We start from the raw sequence: 17,120 nt of genomic DNA on the forward strand, positions 1-17,120 counted from the left end.
GCCGTCCTCGTGGCCGACGCCTGGATGCTCGTCGTTTCGGTTGGTCTCCTGGCCTCCGCCGGTCCGCGGCCGTTGAAAGTTCCGGCACGGTCAGTGAGTCTCGAGCTACTGCAACCACGTTTCGGCAAGCCTGGGCACGGCACGGCGGTGCTGCGCACACCCGCTGAGCGGTTGAAAATCGAGGACGTGCCTCAGGCCGCGCTGGCCCGCCTGAGGCGGGCCCTGGCCGCCGAAGGTGCGCCGGCCGCGGAGGGGGACTCGGTCGCAGGCGGGCCGCTGGGCGATACGTCGCACCACGCGACAACCGACGCCGCAGGCCTGTCCGACCTCGGCCCACCGGCGGTCGATTGGACGCAGGCCGAGGAGCTGGCTGTGTGGCACCTGAGACTGCTCGGTTACCCCGATGCTCGATGCACTCGAGGCGGTGCGGATTCGGGGGTGGATGTCCTGGCGACGGGAGCCGTGGCGCAGGTGAAGCATTGGGCACAGCCGGTCGGCCAACCCCCGCTTCGTGACCTCTTCGGCGTGGGCCAGGCCGCAGCCGCTAAGCCCTTCTTCTACAGTCTCAGCGGCTATACGCCGCAAGCCCTCGAGTGGGCTAATGCCACCAACATGGCATTGTTCGCCTACAGTGCGGATGGGCGAGTTCTAGCTCAGAACAGCGCCGCACACATGCTGGCTCCCAGCAGCGCCCGCCCCGGGGGCGGGAATCTGGGATTCTTCGAACAGGCACGAGCCGACCGGTACAGGCGCGAACTGGAAAAGCTGCGACAGGAAATCAACGACCTGACAGCGCTGATGCACAAGCGGACACAGTCCAGACGCCCTGCAGTTCGTCGCAGCGCAGGCGAAGCGGCCAGTCTGCTCCTTAGCGCGAGCCGCGCCCTAGACGGTGGCGATGTGTTGCCGCCAGCCGACCGGCGCAGGGAAGACTTCCACCAGGTGGTCCGTGAGGCGCTCAAGCAGGTGAAGCGGCTGCTGTAGCCGCTGATGCGGCTACCCGTCTTCAGGTCCCTGCGGGCAGTTCCACCGGGCGTCTGGGTCGCTCGACGAAGTAGCGGGGCGCCTCCGGCGGGGTCAGGCTGATGAAGCCGGCCAGGTCCGCGCCGGCCTGCGCCAGTAGGTACACGTTCGCGCTGTCCGCCGGCTCGGCGAGACGCCGCTCCTCGTTGACCGGATACTGGTGGAGCTCGTCAGTGCCGCGCCAACAGGGCGAGTGGAGATCACTGGTCGAGACCCGCCTGGTACTCCTTGATCAGAGCCATCACTCGCGCGTTGTACTCGTCCTCGAGTTCGGGAGGCGCGGAGACCGTAGCGTGGTGCTCGTTGTAATCCGACGGCCCATCAGTCTTCACGTAGGCGGGATCCAGTGGTATGTCGTCGGCGTACCTGTCCAGAAACTCCTTGTGGATTGCCGCTACTGCAGCCAAAAACTCTTGCCTGTTCATCGCGCTCCTCTCGATGTCCGTCATCGCCCGACTTGGATCTAGCCGCGGCGTGAGCTGCGGCTTCGCCGGCAGCGGCCATGGCCTCACGCAACGGACTTCATCGGCGATCCCGAGGACTCGGTCCGGGAAGGATCGCAGACATGATCAAATAAGGCGGCGGCAAGGGGTGGTCGAGCCGGCACACGCGAGACCACGCTGCGAGGCCGGCCCATCTCGCCGCGAAAACCGCGGAAATCCTTGCCGGGACCCCATCCCATGCCTCCGCTTCTGCCGCTCCTACCGTCTCCAGCGCTGATGACGACGTGCAGCGGTGAATGGACCACAAACCGGGGCCCAGTCGCAGCTGCTCTGGCTATTGGCGACCGAGTGTCGTCCTTAGCGGACCATCGCTGCGACTAGCGGCGCCAGGCGAGGATGTCCAGCAACCGGACATCGCTGAGTCCGGCCGCGCGTCGAACTAGTTCATTCTCGTGGGCGTGCATCTTTGTACGAACCGCCTTCAGCGCTTCAACATTGGCGGGGTTGAGGACGTCGTCCCGAACGGTGGTCCAGAACGACCAGCGCACCCCGGGCCGATGCTGCTGGTAGCGGTCCGCAGCGGCTGCTGCGGCCTCGCGGTACGCGTCCCTGAGCTTGGAGTCGAGAATCGGGTACAGGTTCGGGCGCTTGAGGTGCAGCACCTTTGAGATCTTGCCGTAGCCAATCCCTGGTTCGCCCGCTGAATCGAAGTAGTCGAATAGGGCGAGCATGTCGTCGTACAGGCCGCCACGGACGCTGGGGTCGGCGTCGGCCAGCCGGGCGTCCGGAGGTACTGTGCGCCACAGCGGGCCGCACGCGGCCGCTCGTCGCACGAACCAGTCCCGTTCGCTCTCGCTGATCCGCGAGTTCATTTTTGTTGTCCGGGTGACCTCCTCAGCAGTGAGGATGAAGGCATCGCCTTGCCCGCCCAGGTCGTAGGCGCGCACCGTCTCGCCGGTTCCGCGAGTGGTCACGTAGTCGATGATCCGCTTGGCCGGGTCTGGTTCCGGGACTCCCGCGACGATGATCGGTGCCATGGCTGCCGCCTTTCTCGCTGCTGCTCGGATTGCGTCTTCTGATCGTTCAGAATCCCCGTACAGGCGGCCGCATCGTTGCAGTGCGGCCACTGTTGCCTAGATCGCCGTCCACCTGTCGCGCTGTTCACGTTCGCGCAGAAACGGTGGATAGATCCATTGCACGTTGCCGCGGCGATACATTAGCGGATGAGGACCGCCGCGCTCCCTGCCGGCCTCGCGATGGTTGCACCAGGACGACGCTCTCGCGTTTCAGCGTTCGCTAATCGCCGACGCCGTGCTGGCCGATGCGGTGCCATCCGACCTGCGGAACAGCTTCGAGCGGCTTCGTCACAAGCACAGTCTCGGCTTGGTCGACTACGAGCAATTCACCGACGTCGCCGACGCCGCCGTCGGTCTCGACGAGCCAGCCCTGCGTGCGCGGTTCGCCGAGTTCTACCGCGGACAGCCGATTCCCTTCACCGATAAAGAAGGCCGCCCGCAGCCGCTGACCAGCGACAGGTACGACGACATCGCCGAGCGGCTCCACAAGGACGCGCTCTTTCTGCCCTCGGACAACGGCCGACCGGTGCGCTTCCGCGGAATGCTCACCGACCTGCTTCGGTGGGCCCGAGACCACAGGCTGCTGCGTGGGCAACGGGTCCGACGACACGAAGGACTGGTCGTCGAGATGCGGAACCACCTCAGCCACGCCCGGCCGGACCACATCCACACCCCAGTAGACGCGACGATCGGGCTGCATGACCTGGCCGAATTCATCAACCAACCCTGGGGCGTCGCCATCCCCGGCGGCAGGCGTTACCCCGCGCCGGTCCAGCGCGAGGTGCTCGCCATCGGCTGGAGTCCGACGACCGGCGCACGGGCGATCACCCGGGCGGAGAACCTCACCACCGAGGAGGATCCCTCGTGGAGGTGGCTCCTGCTCCGCGCCGTAACCGACGACTACGAGGTCGAGCGATTCGACTCCCGCTACGTCACGACCCGCTTGCCGGCGGAGTACCTGTCGGGACCCGGCCGCGCCGACGACGCGGTCGCCTGGCTCGCCAGCCACCAGCCGCCGGCCAACGAGACCGACCCCGTCGACCGGCTCTACCTCCTCCGCCACGACGGCAACATGCTGTACCTGCCCCAAACCCCGGAGGTCTTCGCCGCGACGCCGCCAGAGCAGCGACGCGGCCAGTGGCGCCTGCTGCGCGCCGACAACGGCAACGACGCCTTCGTCTGCGTCCGCGCCCTGCTCAACCCGCACGAAGACCACAACAACTGCCTGTGTCCGGTGCAACGGCTGACGCGCGGTTCCTGGAGCAAGATGCGCGAGAAGCTGCGCCACCTGCAGCCCACCCTCGTGGCTCACCTGCCCGCCGACGTGCGAGTCCCGACGCCGCTGCCGTGGCCCCGCGCGGTTGAGATCCCGGCCGGTTGACCGACCCAGCAGCGGACCTCCAACGGCCACCACGGCACGATCGCCGCCATCGGACAGCAGGCGAGGACGAGACCGGCTTCGGGCCGTCCGGCGCCTCGCTGTGCAGTCGTCGGACGTGGGAACCGAGCGCGTCTCGGGCGCCCTGCGGCCACTCGGCCACGAGGCTCAGGATTCGATCTCCTCGGCCGCGCCGAAGACCGGCCCGCCCACAGGAGTTTCGGATATTCAAGATCCCGGCGCCGGGCGAGGTACTCGGTGACCGCCGAAACCGGGTCGCCCCGACGCACGATATTGATCAGCAAATGATCGGGAACCGATGACCGTCAAAGTCCACCCACTCAGTAAGGCCCGCTCCATCGATCAACAGTCCACACCGCCCCCACAGCCCTGCTAATCGACATTGGCCGGCACCTCGGTGCCTGGTCGATCGGACGGATCGCGCTGACGGCTTCAAGGCTCCGGGCGGCAGCTCCCGCATTGACGCGGGCCGCGGACTATCGTGCCGGTTCACACCCCGCTGGTGTTCCTCGTCCGGATCTCGGATTTCGCGTTTTCGCTGGTAGAGGCGTTGTGAGCTAGCGTCCGGGGATGACCTGGGCAACCGATCGAGCCCATGCGAGCAGCCGGCATCACTGAGTTGCCCGATCACCCCGGTCGGCAGCTTGCCTACGAACCCAAGTGGGACGGATGGCGATGCCTAGCCTCGGCCGCCGCCGACCAGGTCGTGCTGCACAGCCGACAGGCTAAGAACCTGACCCCGTACTTCCCGGACGTCGTTCGGCACCTGTGCGCCAACCTGCCGCGCGGCGTGGTCCTCGACGGCGAGCTGATCATCTGGGACGCCGGTCGCAGTCGCACCTCATTCACCGCTCTGCAACGGCGGATCACAGCCGGACGAGGCCTGACAAGGGAAGCCGCCGAGCGTCCAGCGCACTTCGTGGCGTTCGACCTGTTGGCCGACGCCGGCGGCGAGAGCATGCTCGATCGGCCGCTGGTGCAGCGCCGGGCCCGCATGACGCGGCTCCTCGCCTCCAGCCCGCCACAGCTGTTGACCTGCCCCCAGACCCTCGACGTCGCCGAGGCCCGCCGCTGGCTGCAGGAGTGGGCCGCAGCCGGCATCGAAGGACTCGTGATCAAAGACCTTGCCAGCCGCTACACGCCGGGAAAGGCCGGCTGGTTCAAGCTCAAATCCCGCAGTACGACGGAAGCGATCATCGGAGGCGTCACCGGCAGCGCCACCAGCCCGAGCAGCCGCCGGGCCTTGCGCGTGATTTCGTCGGTTACCAGCCTGGTCAGCCTAAGGAACGTCTCGTAGCTCGGTGAAGACGCGCCTTGTGGCCGCGCTGGTGCTCAGCTGGCGAGGGCGATGTTGTGCCGGTGGGTGATGGCGGAAGCGGCATCAGCCATTGTGTGGGCGGCGCGTGTGTACTCGCGCAGGAGCTTCCAGCACTTGAGCCTGGCCAGGGCATATTCGACCTGCGCGCGGACCCTGCGGTGCCGGGTGTTCAGGTCCTCCTTCCATGCCGGTGGCGGGCTGCCGTCGTGGTTCTTGCGGTAGGAGATGATCACCTCCGGGAAGGTCGTAGCTGCGCTAGCGGGCGTCGCGGCGCTCGACCGAACCAGTAAGCCCTGGTCACAGAACTATCGACAACGACGGACGTGCCGCCACGCTTGAGGACCTGCTCACGTTGCAGCTGCCGCTGACCGTGATCGAGTGCGGGAACAGGTCGCGAGGTCACCGCTCGGCTGCTCGCCGCAGCCACGTGCAGGTGGAGCAGCCTTGGCCGCAGGCCACCCACGACCGGTCCCCGCAGCGGTGCGTTGCGTTGGGGGGCTCCAGCCCACAGCTCCGCCCGAGCCGATGCCAAGAACTCGTATGCCGGGTTCCATCCTCGTGAACTACGTCACGCCGTGGAGTGCGGCATCAACCGTCTCAAGCGCAACCGGCCAGTCGCCACCCGCTTCGACAACTCGCCGTGCTACGAGGCCACCATCCACCTCGCTGCCATCAACAGAGTGGCTGTGACGGCGAACACCTGATCCTGCCGCTGGTGATGGACCTACACCCGGCCGGACTTCGCCTCCACTCTGTGATCATTCCGGCGCTCCAGGCTGCTGCACTACCTCGCCACGCACTGACCGGGGACCGACTTCGACACAAGCCCAAGGCTCAAGCGGACACTTGCCGCCCGTCGACCGTGAATAGTCCCTCGACACGGGGATTTCCAGTTTGGATGCCGGCGACGGGGGCAATGAGGCTGCGGGTGTAGAACGCTTGTGCCCGGAAGCAGAACACCGCAGAGTCACCGGGCCGCAGGGACCGTTCGGGCGTCTGCGCGAGTCGGCCGTAGAAGTCGATGACCTGGTGATTCTGACTGAGCGTGGCGTCCACCCGCTGCCGCACCGCCGTCTCGTAGTCAGCACCCACGAGCGCCTGTGGCTGGTAGTCGACGGATCCGATGCACAGGTACAGCCCGCCGCCGAAGCAGAAGGCGTAGTCACCGTCGAGGTGGCTGACCTCGCTGAGGTAGAGCATGGCCGGGCGTTCGGGCAGCTCCGCGAACGCGTGGTAGGCACCCGTGGCGGTGAACCCGTGACCAGGCTCGACTTGGGTGACGCCGGCGTCGGCGAGCATGGCCAGGTTGACCGTCGAGGTCTCCCCCGGACCGTTCACCGCCACGTCGGTCCAGCCCGCCTTGTGCAGCCGCTCGACGGTCCGCTCCAGCGTGCGCAGGTTTGGCGTCGGGGTGACCTTGTTGATGGAACGGTCGAACGAGAGTGCTGGGTAGGTGGTTATGCCGCCGAAGTGCGCGCCGTCGAGCGCGTCGAGACGCTGGGCGACGGTTTCGATGTCGTCGGCGTCGAAGCCGCCGGCGTGCGTCTCGACGACGAGCCCTTCGTTGTCGTAGACCCGCGCGAGCAGTCGCTGGTCTCGGCCGAGGGCTGCGGCCGCGGCTGCGGCCTCTTCAGCCTTGGTTGCGTCGAACACGGTCCAGTTCTGCGGCGCCATCGCCGCTGCCTCTCCGGCCGAGTGCCGGGGGATCTGCACCAGGTGACCCACGTGGCCGACGGGCTGGCCGGCGTCGCGGATGGCGCGGGCGCAGGTCATGTCGACCGCCACGAAGGAGTCCACGCCGCTGGTACGCAGCTTGTCGAGCGCGACCGGGTTGCGCCCGAACTGCTTGGTCATGGCGATGACGTCGAGCCCGAGCCGGTGCGCTTCCGCGCACAGCGTCTCCGCGTTCGTGCCCAGCATGTCGAGGTCGATCACGTACGTGTCCGGGGGCAGCTGTCCGGACTGGTGCAGCTCGATTGCGGCGCGCGCGAACGCCGGGTTCTGGGATACCAGGTTGTTGAGGAACATCCGTGTCTCCGTGTGAGCGTGTGCTGGGGCCGTTGGTGCCGGCGGGGTGAGCTGTCTGGGTTGAGGGGTCGACCGCCCGGGCAGCTCAGCCGTCGGCCTCCTGCAGGCCTGTGATCATCGAGACGATCTCGTTCTTGTCGGTCGTCGCACTGGCCCGGGTGCCGATCTGGACGCCCCGGCGCAGGACGGTGATCCGGTCCGCGATACGGAAAACCTGGTCCAGGTTGTGGCTCACGACCAGGACGGCGGCGCCCCGATCGCGCAGCCGCAGGATCAGCTCCTCCACCTTGGCCGTCTCCGCGACGCCGAGGGCGGCGGTCGGCTCGTCCATCAGGACTAGGCTGCTCGCCCAGTGCGTCGCCCGGCAGATGGCCACGCCCTGGCGCTGCCCGCCGGACAGCTCTCTGATCGTGGCCTTGGCCGAAGGGATACGCACGTCAAGGGAGTCGACGAGCTGTTGGGTCTCGCGTGCCATCCGCTTGCGGTCGAGTAGGCGCAGCGGTCCCTTCACCAGTTCACGTCCGAGGAACATGTTCATGTAGACGGGCTGATCGTCGACGAGGGCAAGGTCCTGGTAGACCACCTCGACACCCTGACGCCGGGCGTCGGAGGCGTCGTTGAAGGCGACCTGCTTGCCGCCGAGCCAGATCTCACCCTCGCTCGGCTGGTACAGGCCGGAGATCATTTTCACGAGAGTCGACTTGCCGGCTCCGTTGTCGCCGACGAGTGCCACGATCTCGCCTGCGGCCACCTCGAGGTCGAACCGGTTGACGGCAACGACGCCGCCGAAGTGTTTCGACAGTCCGGCCAGGCGCAGCGGCGGCGCGGACGTCTCGTGGATGATCCCGGGCTCCTTCGAGACCGATGTTGCGTTCATCGTCAGCTCCTTCCGCGAGCGACTACATCATCGGCGCGCAGCGGCGCCGAACCGTTGGCGGCCCAGATGCCCTCGACCTGCGGCGTGCCGGTGGAGATGCCCGAGATTCCGGCGGTGAGCCCGCGGGTCACGAACACCTGGGGGCGGAATCCGAAGAGCACGGTGTCGCCGACGGCGACGCGCTGCCCGTCGAGGGGGATGGTGGCGTAGTAGTCGATGGCCTCTGGCGCTGGCATGTCGACCTGCAGGACCGGTGCCTGGTCGACGCCTGCATCCGCGCCGTCACGGGTCACGACCAGTGCCGAGGTGTGGGCGCGGCCGAGGACGGGGTCGACGTACAGGCCGCCGCCGAACACGTAGGCCGAGTCGTCCCACAGGTGGGAGACCTCGCTGACATAGACGATTGCTGGCTCCTCGACGAGGTCCTCGACCGCGTGCCATGGCGTCGTACCGGTGAGGCCGTGACCGGGCTCGATCTGTGTGGCCCCAGCTTCGGCTAGGAGCTCGAGCATGGCCGTGGACGTCGTCCCGGGCGCGTTCAGCTCGATGTCCTCGCGCCCTGCGGCGCGAAGCGCGGCGGCCGCCGCGCGCAGGGTCTCCAGGTTGGGCGTGGTGCGTACCGTGCCGGCCTTCGCGTCGAACAGCGCGGTCGGGAACGTCGTGATACCCGCGAACCGGGCACCGGGCAGGGAGTCGAGCCGCTCCGCGACGGCCACGACGTCCTCGGCCGGGAAGCCGCCCTCGTGACCGCGGTAAAAGCGGTCCTGGGGCGCGACGATCCGCCCCAGCAGGTCCTGGGTACGGCCGAGGGCCTGGGCCGCCGCACCAGCCTCCCGGGCCTTCTCGTCGTTGAAGACGGTCCAGTACAGCGGCTGCAGCGTCGCCGCGTCGCGGGCCGCGTGGCGCGGGATCTGGACCAGATGCCCGATGTGCCCGGTGCGAAGGCCGCCTGACGCCGCGGCTACGCCGCACTCCAGGTCGACCGCTACAGAGTGGGTGATTCCCGACTCGACCAGTCGGCGGGACACGTCGGGGTTACGTCCGATCTGCTTCGTCATCGCGAACGCCTTGAGCCCGAGCCGGTCCGCCTCGGCGCGGATCGTCGCCGCGTTGCGACCTACCGCGTCGAGGTCGATGGCGTAGCAGTTGGGGGGCAGCTCGCCGTCGCGGTGCAGTCTCGCCGCCGCCTCGAGCAGCGCGGGGTTCCGGCGGCGGAGAAGGTCAAGGAACATGGGGAGTTCTCCTTACTGGTTCTTCTTGCCGCGCAGCGAGAAGGACACGGCGACGAGGATGATGACCGCCCGGGCCACCATCTGCTGGGAGACCGTCAGCCCGGCGAGGACCAGACCGTTGTTGAGCATGCTCATCAGCAGGCTTCCGATCAGCGCACCGACGATGGACCCCTTGCCACCGAACAGGCTCGTACCGCCGACGATTGCCGCAGCGATGACGGTCATCAGGTCGGCCTCGCCCAGGGTGTACCGGGCTCCCTGGAGCCTGCCGGCGTACAGCAGCCCAGCGACCGCGGCGGTCATGGCGCTCCCCACGAGCACCATGACACGCACCCGGTTCACTTTGATGCCGCTCACCCTTGCCGCCGAGGCGTTGTTGCCGACGGCGAGCACGTGCGCGCCGTACCGCATTTGCCGCAGTAGGGCCCAGCCGATGCCGACGGCCGCCACGGTCCACCAGACAAGGATTGGGATGCCCAGGAGCTCGCCGCCGCCGAAGATCCAGACCAGCGTGTTGTCGGTCACGGGGACCGACTGCAGGTTGGTCAGCTGCCGGGCGAGACCCGCCACCAGCCCCATCGTGGCCAAGGTGACGAGGAAGGACGGCAGCCGCACGAGGGTCACGAACATCCCGTTGAGCAGGCCGACGGCCGCGCCGACGGCCAGGCTGGCGAGCACTGCGAGCCACCATTGGTCCGTCGCCCGCACGGTGACGGCGGCGGTCAGCGCGGATAGGGCCACGACCGAACCGATCGACAGGTCGATCTCGCCGGCGCTGAGTACGAAGACGATGCCGATCGCCATGACGGTCACCGGCGCGGCCTGGATCACGATGTTCGAAAGGTTCGTCGGCGTGAGGAAGTACTGGGTTTGGGTGGCGGCGAAGAACACGAACACCAGCACGAATCCGACGTAGACCACGTAGTTCTTGGTGTCGAACCTCTTCATCCACCCCCTCGGGCTCACCTGCGTGCTGACGGTCATTTGCGGTGCTCCTTCTAGGTGTGCTGCGACAGCTGTCGGGGCGGGTGGTTGCCGGGTTACTTGCCGGCGGCGGCGATGTCCGAGGGCAGGGTGACGCCGAACGTCGACTCCCAGCCCTGCTTGAGGACGTCCTTCGTCACGGGGAAGGCCGGCACGACGGCCATCGGGGGAGCCTGCTTGCCGAGGAGGCCGTAGGCGCCGGCGATGGCCAGCGTGTTGCCGAACTCGACCGCCAGGGTCGACGTCATTTCCTTGACCAGGCCGCCCTTGGCCATGTCGAGGGCGTTCGTGTTGCCCAGATCGATCGTGTAGACGCCGATGTCCTCGCGGCCGGCGTTGCGTAGGGCGGCGACCACGCCCTCGGCGGCGGTGTCCCACGGCGCGAAGATGGCCTTGATGTCCGGGTGCCTGGCGATCATCGCCGCTGCGATGTCCTCCACCTTGGCCGGGTCCGCCATCGGCGCCCGCTCCACGACCTCGATGCCGGGGTACTTCGACTTCAGCGTTTCCTCGAACGCCTTCTCGCGCTCGTTGACCACGAAGAAGTTGGCGTCGAAGAAGATCTGTCCGATCTTGCCCTTGCCGCCCAGATCCTCGCCGAGGGCGGTGGCGGTCACGTCGCCCAGCCCCTTGAGGTCGTAGGTCACGAGGCTGACGTACTCCTTGCCGGCCTTGAAGTCCTTGGGCTTGACGCTCGCGAACACCAGCTTGACGCCCTGGTCGACCGCGGGCTTGAAGGTCGCGACGTCCGCCACGGGGTCGAGCGCGATGGTCACGATGACGTCGGGCTTGAGGGCCAGCACGCTCTGCACGTCGTTGGCCAGCTTCGGCTGGTCCATGGTCGCGTCCGTGGTGGCCACGACCTCGACGCCCAGCGCCTCGTAGGTCTCCTTCACGCCCTTGGCGAGCGCGTTCATGAAGGGGGAGAAGGTGTGCCAGACGATCGCGGCGCGGTACTTGCCCTTCTTGACCTTCTCCACCTCCTCGGGGGTCAGCTTCAGGTCGCTGTACCACACCGGCGTCTCCCCGTCCGGCCCACGCGTCTCAATCTTGTCGGCCAGCGGGGCGGGTGAGATGTAGCGCTTGAGGCCACCCGAATCGGTCTGCACGACCGAACTGACGGCGGTACCCGAGTCGCCCTTCGGCGACTCCGCGGTCTCGACCGTGCACCCGGATGCCAGCAGTGCCGCCGCAGCGACGGCGGCGATCGAGGCGATAACACCTCTCCTCATGACGTTTTGCTCCTTGTTCGTTGGGTTCTGATGGCGGTGTAAAGGGCGGCCCTTTGCGGCCAGGTGGAAATCCCGGGCGCACCGTTGCTGCGCCTGAAATCGCGTCGACTAGTTGAGGGATTCCTTGACGGCCTTGGGCACGTCCTGGTTCCACGCGGAGTAACCCTCGGCCATGTTGTCGCGCGTCACCGTGACCGCGTCGACGATGCCGAACTCCGGCGCCTTCTTGCCGAGCAGCGAGTAGGCGGCCGAGACGGCCATAGCCTTGCCGAACTCATACGCCTTGTCGCAGATGATCGCGACCGTGGCGCCCTTGGCGACCATGTTGGTGGCGATGGTGTCATCCAGGTCGAGCGTGACGAGCTTCGTCGTCGTGTTGCCCGCATTGTTGAGGGCGGCGAGTACACCCTGGGCCGGCTGTGCCCAGCTGGTGTAGATGCCGCCGAGGTTCGGGTGCTGAGCGATGACCGCGCTGGCGATGTCCTCGGCCTTGTTCGGGTCCGAGAAGCCCTGCTGCGCCACGATCTTGATGTCGGGGAACTTCTGCTGGAGCGTCAGCTTGAAGGCGGCGTCACGCATGTTCGTGACGTGGAACTGGGCGTCGTAGAAGAGGATCCCCACCTCGCCCTTGCCCCCCATGGCCGTGCCGAGCGCCTCGGCGGCGCGCTTGCCGAGCTGGAAGAGGTCACCTGTGACGATGGCCTGGTACTGCTTGCCGTAGGTGTAGCCGTCCGGCGCCTGGTCGGCGTAGATCAGCTTCACGCCCTTGTCCACGGCGGGCTGGTATGCGGCGGCACCGGTGGTCGGATCAACCGCTTGGCCGAGGATCACGTCCGGCTTGCGGGCCAGCGCGTTCTCGATCTGGTTGGCCTGGGTCGCCGGGTCGAACTTCGCGTCCGCGGTGGCGACCACTTCGATACCCAGGCGGCTGAACTCGTCCAGCGCGCCCTGCTGTACCGCGCTCGACCACGCGGACATCTCGTGCCACAGCAGAGCCGCTTTGTAATGGCGCCCCTTGACCTGGGCCACCTCAGCGTCAGTCAGGGTGAGATCGGCCACCCGGGTGGGTTGTTCGCCCTTCGGGCCGACCGTCCCGGTGATCTTCTTGTCGATGACGGTGTTCGACGCCACCGCGGAGCCGGCCGAGTCTCCGCCGCCCGGCGCGCCACCGCACGCGGCGAGGGCCAGGCTGGCAACGAGCGCGGCGACGCCGAGGCTCATCCTCTTGTGGTTCATCTCGTTACCCTTCGCAACCTGGGCTGATTGAGGTGGAATGCTGTGAGGTCTCGGCCGTACGGCCCAGGTCGCGGACGCCGCAGTACTCCACGATGAACTGCAGGTAGACCGACACGGCGGCGAGGTACTCGTCGACCTTCACGTGCTCTTCGAATGTGTGGCAGTGGCTGATGTCTCCGGGCGCGAGGTAGACCGTCGGGATGCCGAGGTCCCTGCGGAGGAACGGCCCCTCCGACCAGTACGGCCCAGCGGCGATGTCACCGCGGTCCGGCAGGTGCTGCTTGACGGTCTGCTGCAGCCGCCGCACCGGCTCAAGCTCGGGGTCGGTGACCAGGGCCGTGCCGCCCAGCTCATGGTCGCGGCTCGCCGGGTAGGACGTGCTGACCGCGATCCGCTTGTCGCTGATCGCATCGCGGATGACCCACTCCAGCTCATCGCGCGCCGTGGCGAGGTCTTCGACGGGGGTGAGCTTTCGGATGATGCTCAGCCGGCACTCTCCCGGCACAGCAACCGAGCCTCCACCGGTCACGCCGGTTACCAGCAGCGACGGAGTGCCGATGAGGGGGTCCGCCGGCCGGCTGCGCAGGTCCTCGTCATGCGCCCACAGAGCCCGTAAGACCTCGTCCCCGGCGCGCAGCGCATCGACGCCCAGCTCCGGCGTCCCGAAGTAGGCCGACTTGCCAGTGAGGACGACGTCGGTGATGAAGAAGCCCATGTGCGAGCTGAAGACCTGCATGGTCGTCGGCTCGCCGTAGATCGCCAGGTCCGCGCGGATCGGCATCCGGCCGTCGGCGGCGGCGGCGATCGCCCGCCGGATCCCTTCGCTGGTTCCGGAACCCTCCTCGCCGCTCTCCTCGTCGGCAACGAACAGAGCCGTCACGGGCCTAACGGGTTCGAGACCCGCCCGGTGCAGCTGCCGCAGGGCGGCGATGACGACAGCGATGCCACCCTTGCAGTCGGCGACGCCGCGGCCCCACACCGCCCCGTCGATGATCGGCGCGGCGTAGGGACTTTCCCTTGCGGTCCCGGCCCAGTGCTCCTCCCAGCCACGCACGTGCACGGTGTCGAGATGACCAAGGAACAGCAGCCCCCGCTCGGGCGATCCGAGGTCAGAGCCCCAGGTGGCCCAGGTGTTCGCTCGGTTCGGCGCGAACACGTCGACCTCGACGGACGACATGACCTCGCGCAACTGGTCGGCAGCCCACCTCGCGGCCGCTTCCTCGTTGCCCGTGACGCTCGGGATCGACACCAAGCCGCGCAGGATGCTGACCGCGGTGACGTCGTCCCTGGCCGCGTTCACGCGCGCAACAAGCTCGTCGTTGAGGTTCATGGGGACAGCTCCGTGTTGGTCGGTGAAGTCAGTGGGTAAGGGTGGCCTGGTTGAGGCCCGGCGGCGGGTCCGTGTCGACACCCGGCAGCCCGTGCCGAGGCGCAGCACCGCTGGCTGCCGGTCCATCTCCCGGCACATCCGCGGCGGTCGTGGTGGTGCAGGAGGCAGCGCCGCTGGTGTCGGGGAGGAGTTCGGGCAGACATCCGGCGGCACGCAGCGCAAGCGTGATAGCCCCGTGCAGTGAGGCGTCCTTGGTGAACCGCGCCGCTAGGACGTCGGGCGGGAAGGGCACCGTGCGGTTGAGCTGGGCCCGCAGGACCGACAGAACCGGCGCAGCGGAGGCCATCATTCCCCCGCCGACGACGACCCGGGCGGGGTCAAGCAGGACGGCGATGTTCGCCACCGCGGCAGCCAATACGCCGAGGGCGTGGTGCAGGATCTGCTGCGCCTCGGGATCCTTGCGGGTGAACAGGACCTCGGCGTCGATGTGCTCGCCCAGCAGGCGCGACGCCCGCTCCCCGAGCGCCTTGCCCCCGACGATCTCCTCGAGTGGAGCCCGCTCCGCTGACGAGGATGGGGCCATCTCGATCCCGACGTAACCGATCTCACCTGCCGCCTGATGCGCGCCCGCCAGCACATTGCCGTCAATGGTGACCGCGGACCCGATACCTGTACCCAGACTGAGGTAGACGCCCGGATCTGCCCCACGAAGGTTGCCGTGCACAAGCTCGGCGAGCGCCCCGGCCCGGACGTCGTTCCAGACAGGGATGGAGTCGACTCCGAGCGCCTCTGCGAGCCGGCGGCTGATAGCCAGGTCCTCCCAGCCGGGAAGGTTGGGCACCAGCAGGATGCGGTCCTCTTGGATCACTCCAGGGCAAACCGCTGCCTGCCCGACAACTGTGGTTCCGCGCTGTGCGGCACCTTCGGTCAGCTCCCGGACCGCTTGAACCACCCGGTCGATCGCCTGATCGGGCCCTTCGCTCGCCCGCGTGGGCAGCCGCCGCTGTTCCAGTACGGCACCGGAGGTGCCCGCGAGCGCCACGTCGATCTTGGTGCCGCCGAAGTCGACGCCGATGACCGCATTCGAAGGTCGAGCCGCCTGCGGCGTCTGATCGGGGTGCAACATGTTAAGGAGCATTTATTAAAGTATCTTCAGGAGTCAAGGACCGCGAGGACCTGAGATCCTTCCGTTACCTAGACTGCTCATCCGCTCCCTAAGCTCCTCATCCGAACCCCATACCTGGAGGGCAAGATGCGGCCCGATGGCCAGACCCCCGGAGGCCTCACGGCCGCTGCGGCTCCGTCGTTGCTGCGGACGATGAACCAGCGGCTACTGCTCGACCGCCTCTTCGAGAACGGTCCGGCCACCCGCCCGCAGCTAGCCCGGGACGCTGGCCTGTCCCAGCCGACCGTCAACGCGGCCCTGACTGATCTGAAGGAGGCGGGTCTGGCGCGGGTCGCCGGTCGGCCCGAGACCGCGCACGGCCGCCCGGCCCAGCTGTACGAAGCGGACGCCGCCGCCGGTGCTGTCGCTGCCGTAGACATCGGCCACGACTGGCTGCGTCTGATCGTCACCGACCTCGCCAGCAAACAGCTCAGCCGGATCGATGTCCGCAACGACGCTCGATCCGCCTGGGCCCTGGTACAGCTCGTCAGCACCGGGGTCGCGGATGCGGCCACCAAAGCGGGCTTGCCCCCGGCCGCCATCACCCACACCGTGATCGGCTCCCCGGGTGTCTTCCGGCCGCAACAGGACCAGGTCGCCTACGCGGCCAACATCCCCGACTGGCAACGGCCCGGCCTCGCCGAATCCCTCACGACCCAGATAGGCACTCCGCTCACGATCGACAACGACGCGAACCTGGCTGCCCTCGGTGAGCACAGTGAGGGCGCCGGTCGAGGGGTCAACCAGTTTGCTTACCTGCACATCGGCACGGGAGTCGGTCTGGGTCTCGTCCTGAACGGTCACATCTATCGTGGCTTTTCCGGCGCCGCCGGCGAGGTGGGATACATCCCCCTGGGCGAACCCCCTTACGACCAGGCACGCAATCCCGACCGTGGGATGTTGGAGGAGGCTCTGGCCGCGGACGCCGTCGTCGCCTACGCCCGCGCGGCTGGCATGTCCGGCCCGCTCACGGCCGCAGCGGTCTTCGCCGCAGCCCGTGAGGAGATTCAGCCCGCACTGGCTGCCGTGCGGCGCGAGGCCGAGCGACTCGCGCAGCTCGTTGCCGCCGTGTGCGCCTTCCTCGACCCTGAGCTGATCGTCATCGGTGGAGGTGTCGGGCAGAACCTCGACATGCTCGAGCCGGACCTGCAGAGCGCGCTGCGGCGGATCACTCCGCTGCGTCCAAGGCTGGCGGTGGGCGAACTGGGCACCGAGGCTGTGCTACGCGGGGCAATCGCGACGGGCGTGGCCCTCGCCCGAGAGGCCGTCTTCACGGCACGCCTCGGCTCGTGACGACCGTCAGGCCGGGCGGGCCTGCGAGCGCCCACCAGCTTGACCTGTGCTCTGCGCGTGTCTACCCAGGCCCCGTGCTATGCGCTGGTGTGGCGTTCACCCAGGTGGGCAACGGTTGGAGAGCAAACACTGGGCAAGCCTCGCCCAGGCCCGGCGACGGATCCCTCCATCGGTCGGCACGCTCACCGAGGTCGCCGACGGAGTGCGGCTGACCACCCGAGCCGAACACCTCGACGGCGCCGCCCAGATGCTGGCCGTGCTCGGCTGGCCCTTCACCATCGAACGGCCCGCCGAACTCAGAGCCGGAGTACCAACGTCGACGGGCCGCTGTGGCGGTCTACTCGCCTGCGTCTGCGTGGGTGAGTAGGCGGGCGGCCAGGGCGCGCACCTCGTGGTGTGCAGCAGGACCGAGACGTCGTGGGCGTAGGGCACCGAGGCCAGGCCGGCAAGGACGTGTCCGGTGGGGTCGAACCCGGCCGGCACC

General features: G+C 67.9%; 17 protein-coding genes. 5 read left to right on the top strand and 12 right to left on the bottom strand.

The window, feature by feature from the left end:
- Nucleotides 1–93: 93 nt before the first annotated feature.
- Nucleotides 94–984 (top strand): restriction endonuclease, encoded by an 891-nt coding sequence (locus ACTWM8_RS19815; protein WP_446210355.1) that lies wholly within the window; start codon nt 94–96, stop codon nt 982–984.
- A 22-nt stretch (nt 985–1,006) separates the two neighbouring features.
- On the opposite strand, the gene ACTWM8_RS19820 is transcribed toward ACTWM8_RS19815, so the two are convergent.
- The 3 genes from ACTWM8_RS19820 to ACTWM8_RS19830 form a co-directional block, all read right to left on the bottom strand.
- Complete coding sequence (locus ACTWM8_RS19820) at nt 1,007–1,129, bottom strand: hypothetical protein (protein WP_446210356.1); 123 nt, start codon at nt 1,127–1,129, stop codon at nt 1,007–1,009.
- Between the two features lie 94 nt (nt 1,130–1,223).
- On the bottom strand, nt 1,224–1,472 hold the full coding sequence (locus tag ACTWM8_RS19825; protein WP_446210357.1) for a hypothetical protein: 249 nt from the start codon (nt 1,470–1,472) through the stop codon (nt 1,224–1,226).
- A 371-nt stretch (nt 1,473–1,843) separates the two neighbouring features.
- Complete coding sequence (locus tag ACTWM8_RS19830) at nt 1,844–2,503, bottom strand: DUF6308 family protein (protein WP_446210358.1); 660 nt, start codon at nt 2,501–2,503, stop codon at nt 1,844–1,846.
- A 223-nt stretch (nt 2,504–2,726) separates the two neighbouring features.
- On the opposite strand from ACTWM8_RS19830, the gene ACTWM8_RS19835 reads away from it, so the two are divergent.
- Nucleotides 2,727–3,923 (top strand): hypothetical protein, encoded by a 1,197-nt coding sequence (locus ACTWM8_RS19835; protein WP_446210359.1) that lies wholly within the window; start codon nt 2,727–2,729, stop codon nt 3,921–3,923.
- 613 nt (nt 3,924–4,536) lie between these two features.
- Nucleotides 4,537–5,238 carry an ATP-dependent DNA ligase gene (locus tag ACTWM8_RS19840; protein WP_446210360.1) on the top strand — a complete coding sequence of 234 codons (702 nt, stop codon included), beginning with the start codon at nt 4,537–4,539 and terminating at the stop codon, nt 5,236–5,238.
- Nucleotides 5,239–5,273: 35 nt separating this feature from the next.
- Here ACTWM8_RS19840 and ACTWM8_RS19845 read toward each other — a convergent pair whose 3' ends face one another.
- The 9 genes from ACTWM8_RS19845 to ACTWM8_RS19885 all read right to left on the bottom strand — a co-directional run bounded on the left by ACTWM8_RS19845 (nt 5,274) and on the right by ACTWM8_RS19885 (nt 15,304).
- Complete coding sequence (locus ACTWM8_RS19845) at nt 5,274–5,492, bottom strand: hypothetical protein (protein ID WP_446210361.1); 219 nt, start codon at nt 5,490–5,492, stop codon at nt 5,274–5,276.
- Nucleotides 5,493–6,093: 601 nt separating this feature from the next.
- Nucleotides 6,094–7,287: an alanine racemase gene (locus tag ACTWM8_RS19850; protein WP_446210362.1), complete on the bottom strand. Its 1,194-nt coding sequence runs from the start codon at nt 7,285–7,287 to the stop codon at nt 6,094–6,096.
- Between the two features lie 85 nt (nt 7,288–7,372).
- Nucleotides 7,373–8,164 (bottom strand): ATP-binding cassette domain-containing protein, encoded by a 792-nt coding sequence (locus ACTWM8_RS19855; protein ID WP_446210363.1) that lies wholly within the window; start codon nt 8,162–8,164, stop codon nt 7,373–7,375.
- A gap of 2 nt (nt 8,165–8,166) precedes the next feature.
- Nucleotides 8,167–9,396 carry an alanine racemase gene (locus ACTWM8_RS19860; RefSeq protein ID WP_446210364.1) on the bottom strand — a complete coding sequence of 410 codons (1,230 nt, stop codon included), beginning with the start codon at nt 9,394–9,396 and terminating at the stop codon, nt 8,167–8,169.
- Nucleotides 9,397–9,408: 12 nt separating this feature from the next.
- The gene (locus ACTWM8_RS19865; protein WP_446210365.1) at nt 9,409–10,380 is read right to left on the bottom strand and encodes an ABC transporter permease; all 972 of its coding nucleotides are present in this window, start codon (nt 10,378–10,380) and stop codon (nt 9,409–9,411) included.
- A gap of 56 nt (nt 10,381–10,436) precedes the next feature.
- Complete coding sequence (locus tag ACTWM8_RS19870) at nt 10,437–11,612, bottom strand: substrate-binding domain-containing protein (protein WP_446210366.1); 1,176 nt, start codon at nt 11,610–11,612, stop codon at nt 10,437–10,439.
- A 108-nt stretch (nt 11,613–11,720) separates the two neighbouring features.
- Nucleotides 11,721–12,848, bottom strand: a complete 1,128-nt coding sequence (locus ACTWM8_RS19875; protein ID WP_446210367.1) for a substrate-binding domain-containing protein — start codon at nt 12,846–12,848, stop codon at nt 11,721–11,723.
- A gap of 4 nt (nt 12,849–12,852) precedes the next feature.
- Entirely contained in the window at nt 12,853–14,178 is a 1,326-nt protein-coding gene (locus ACTWM8_RS19880) for a M20 family metallopeptidase (protein ID WP_446210368.1), read from the bottom strand.
- Nucleotides 14,179–14,206: 28 nt separating this feature from the next.
- Nucleotides 14,207–15,304 carry an ROK family protein gene (locus ACTWM8_RS19885; RefSeq protein WP_446210369.1) on the bottom strand — a complete coding sequence of 366 codons (1,098 nt, stop codon included), beginning with the start codon at nt 15,302–15,304 and terminating at the stop codon, nt 14,207–14,209.
- Between the two features lie 192 nt (nt 15,305–15,496).
- Here ACTWM8_RS19885 and ACTWM8_RS19890 point away from each other — a divergent pair, with 192 nt between their 5' ends.
- On the top strand, nt 15,497–16,636 hold the full coding sequence (locus ACTWM8_RS19890) for an ROK family protein (RefSeq protein WP_446210370.1): 1,140 nt from the start codon (nt 15,497–15,499) through the stop codon (nt 16,634–16,636).
- Nucleotides 16,637–16,751: 115 nt separating this feature from the next.
- Nucleotides 16,752–17,003: a hypothetical protein gene (locus ACTWM8_RS19895; protein WP_446210371.1), complete on the top strand. Its 252-nt coding sequence runs from the start codon at nt 16,752–16,754 to the stop codon at nt 17,001–17,003.
- Nucleotides 17,004–17,120 lie beyond the last annotated feature (117 nt).

It is taken from the genome of Micromonospora sp. IBSANI012 (genome assembly GCF_052814045.1).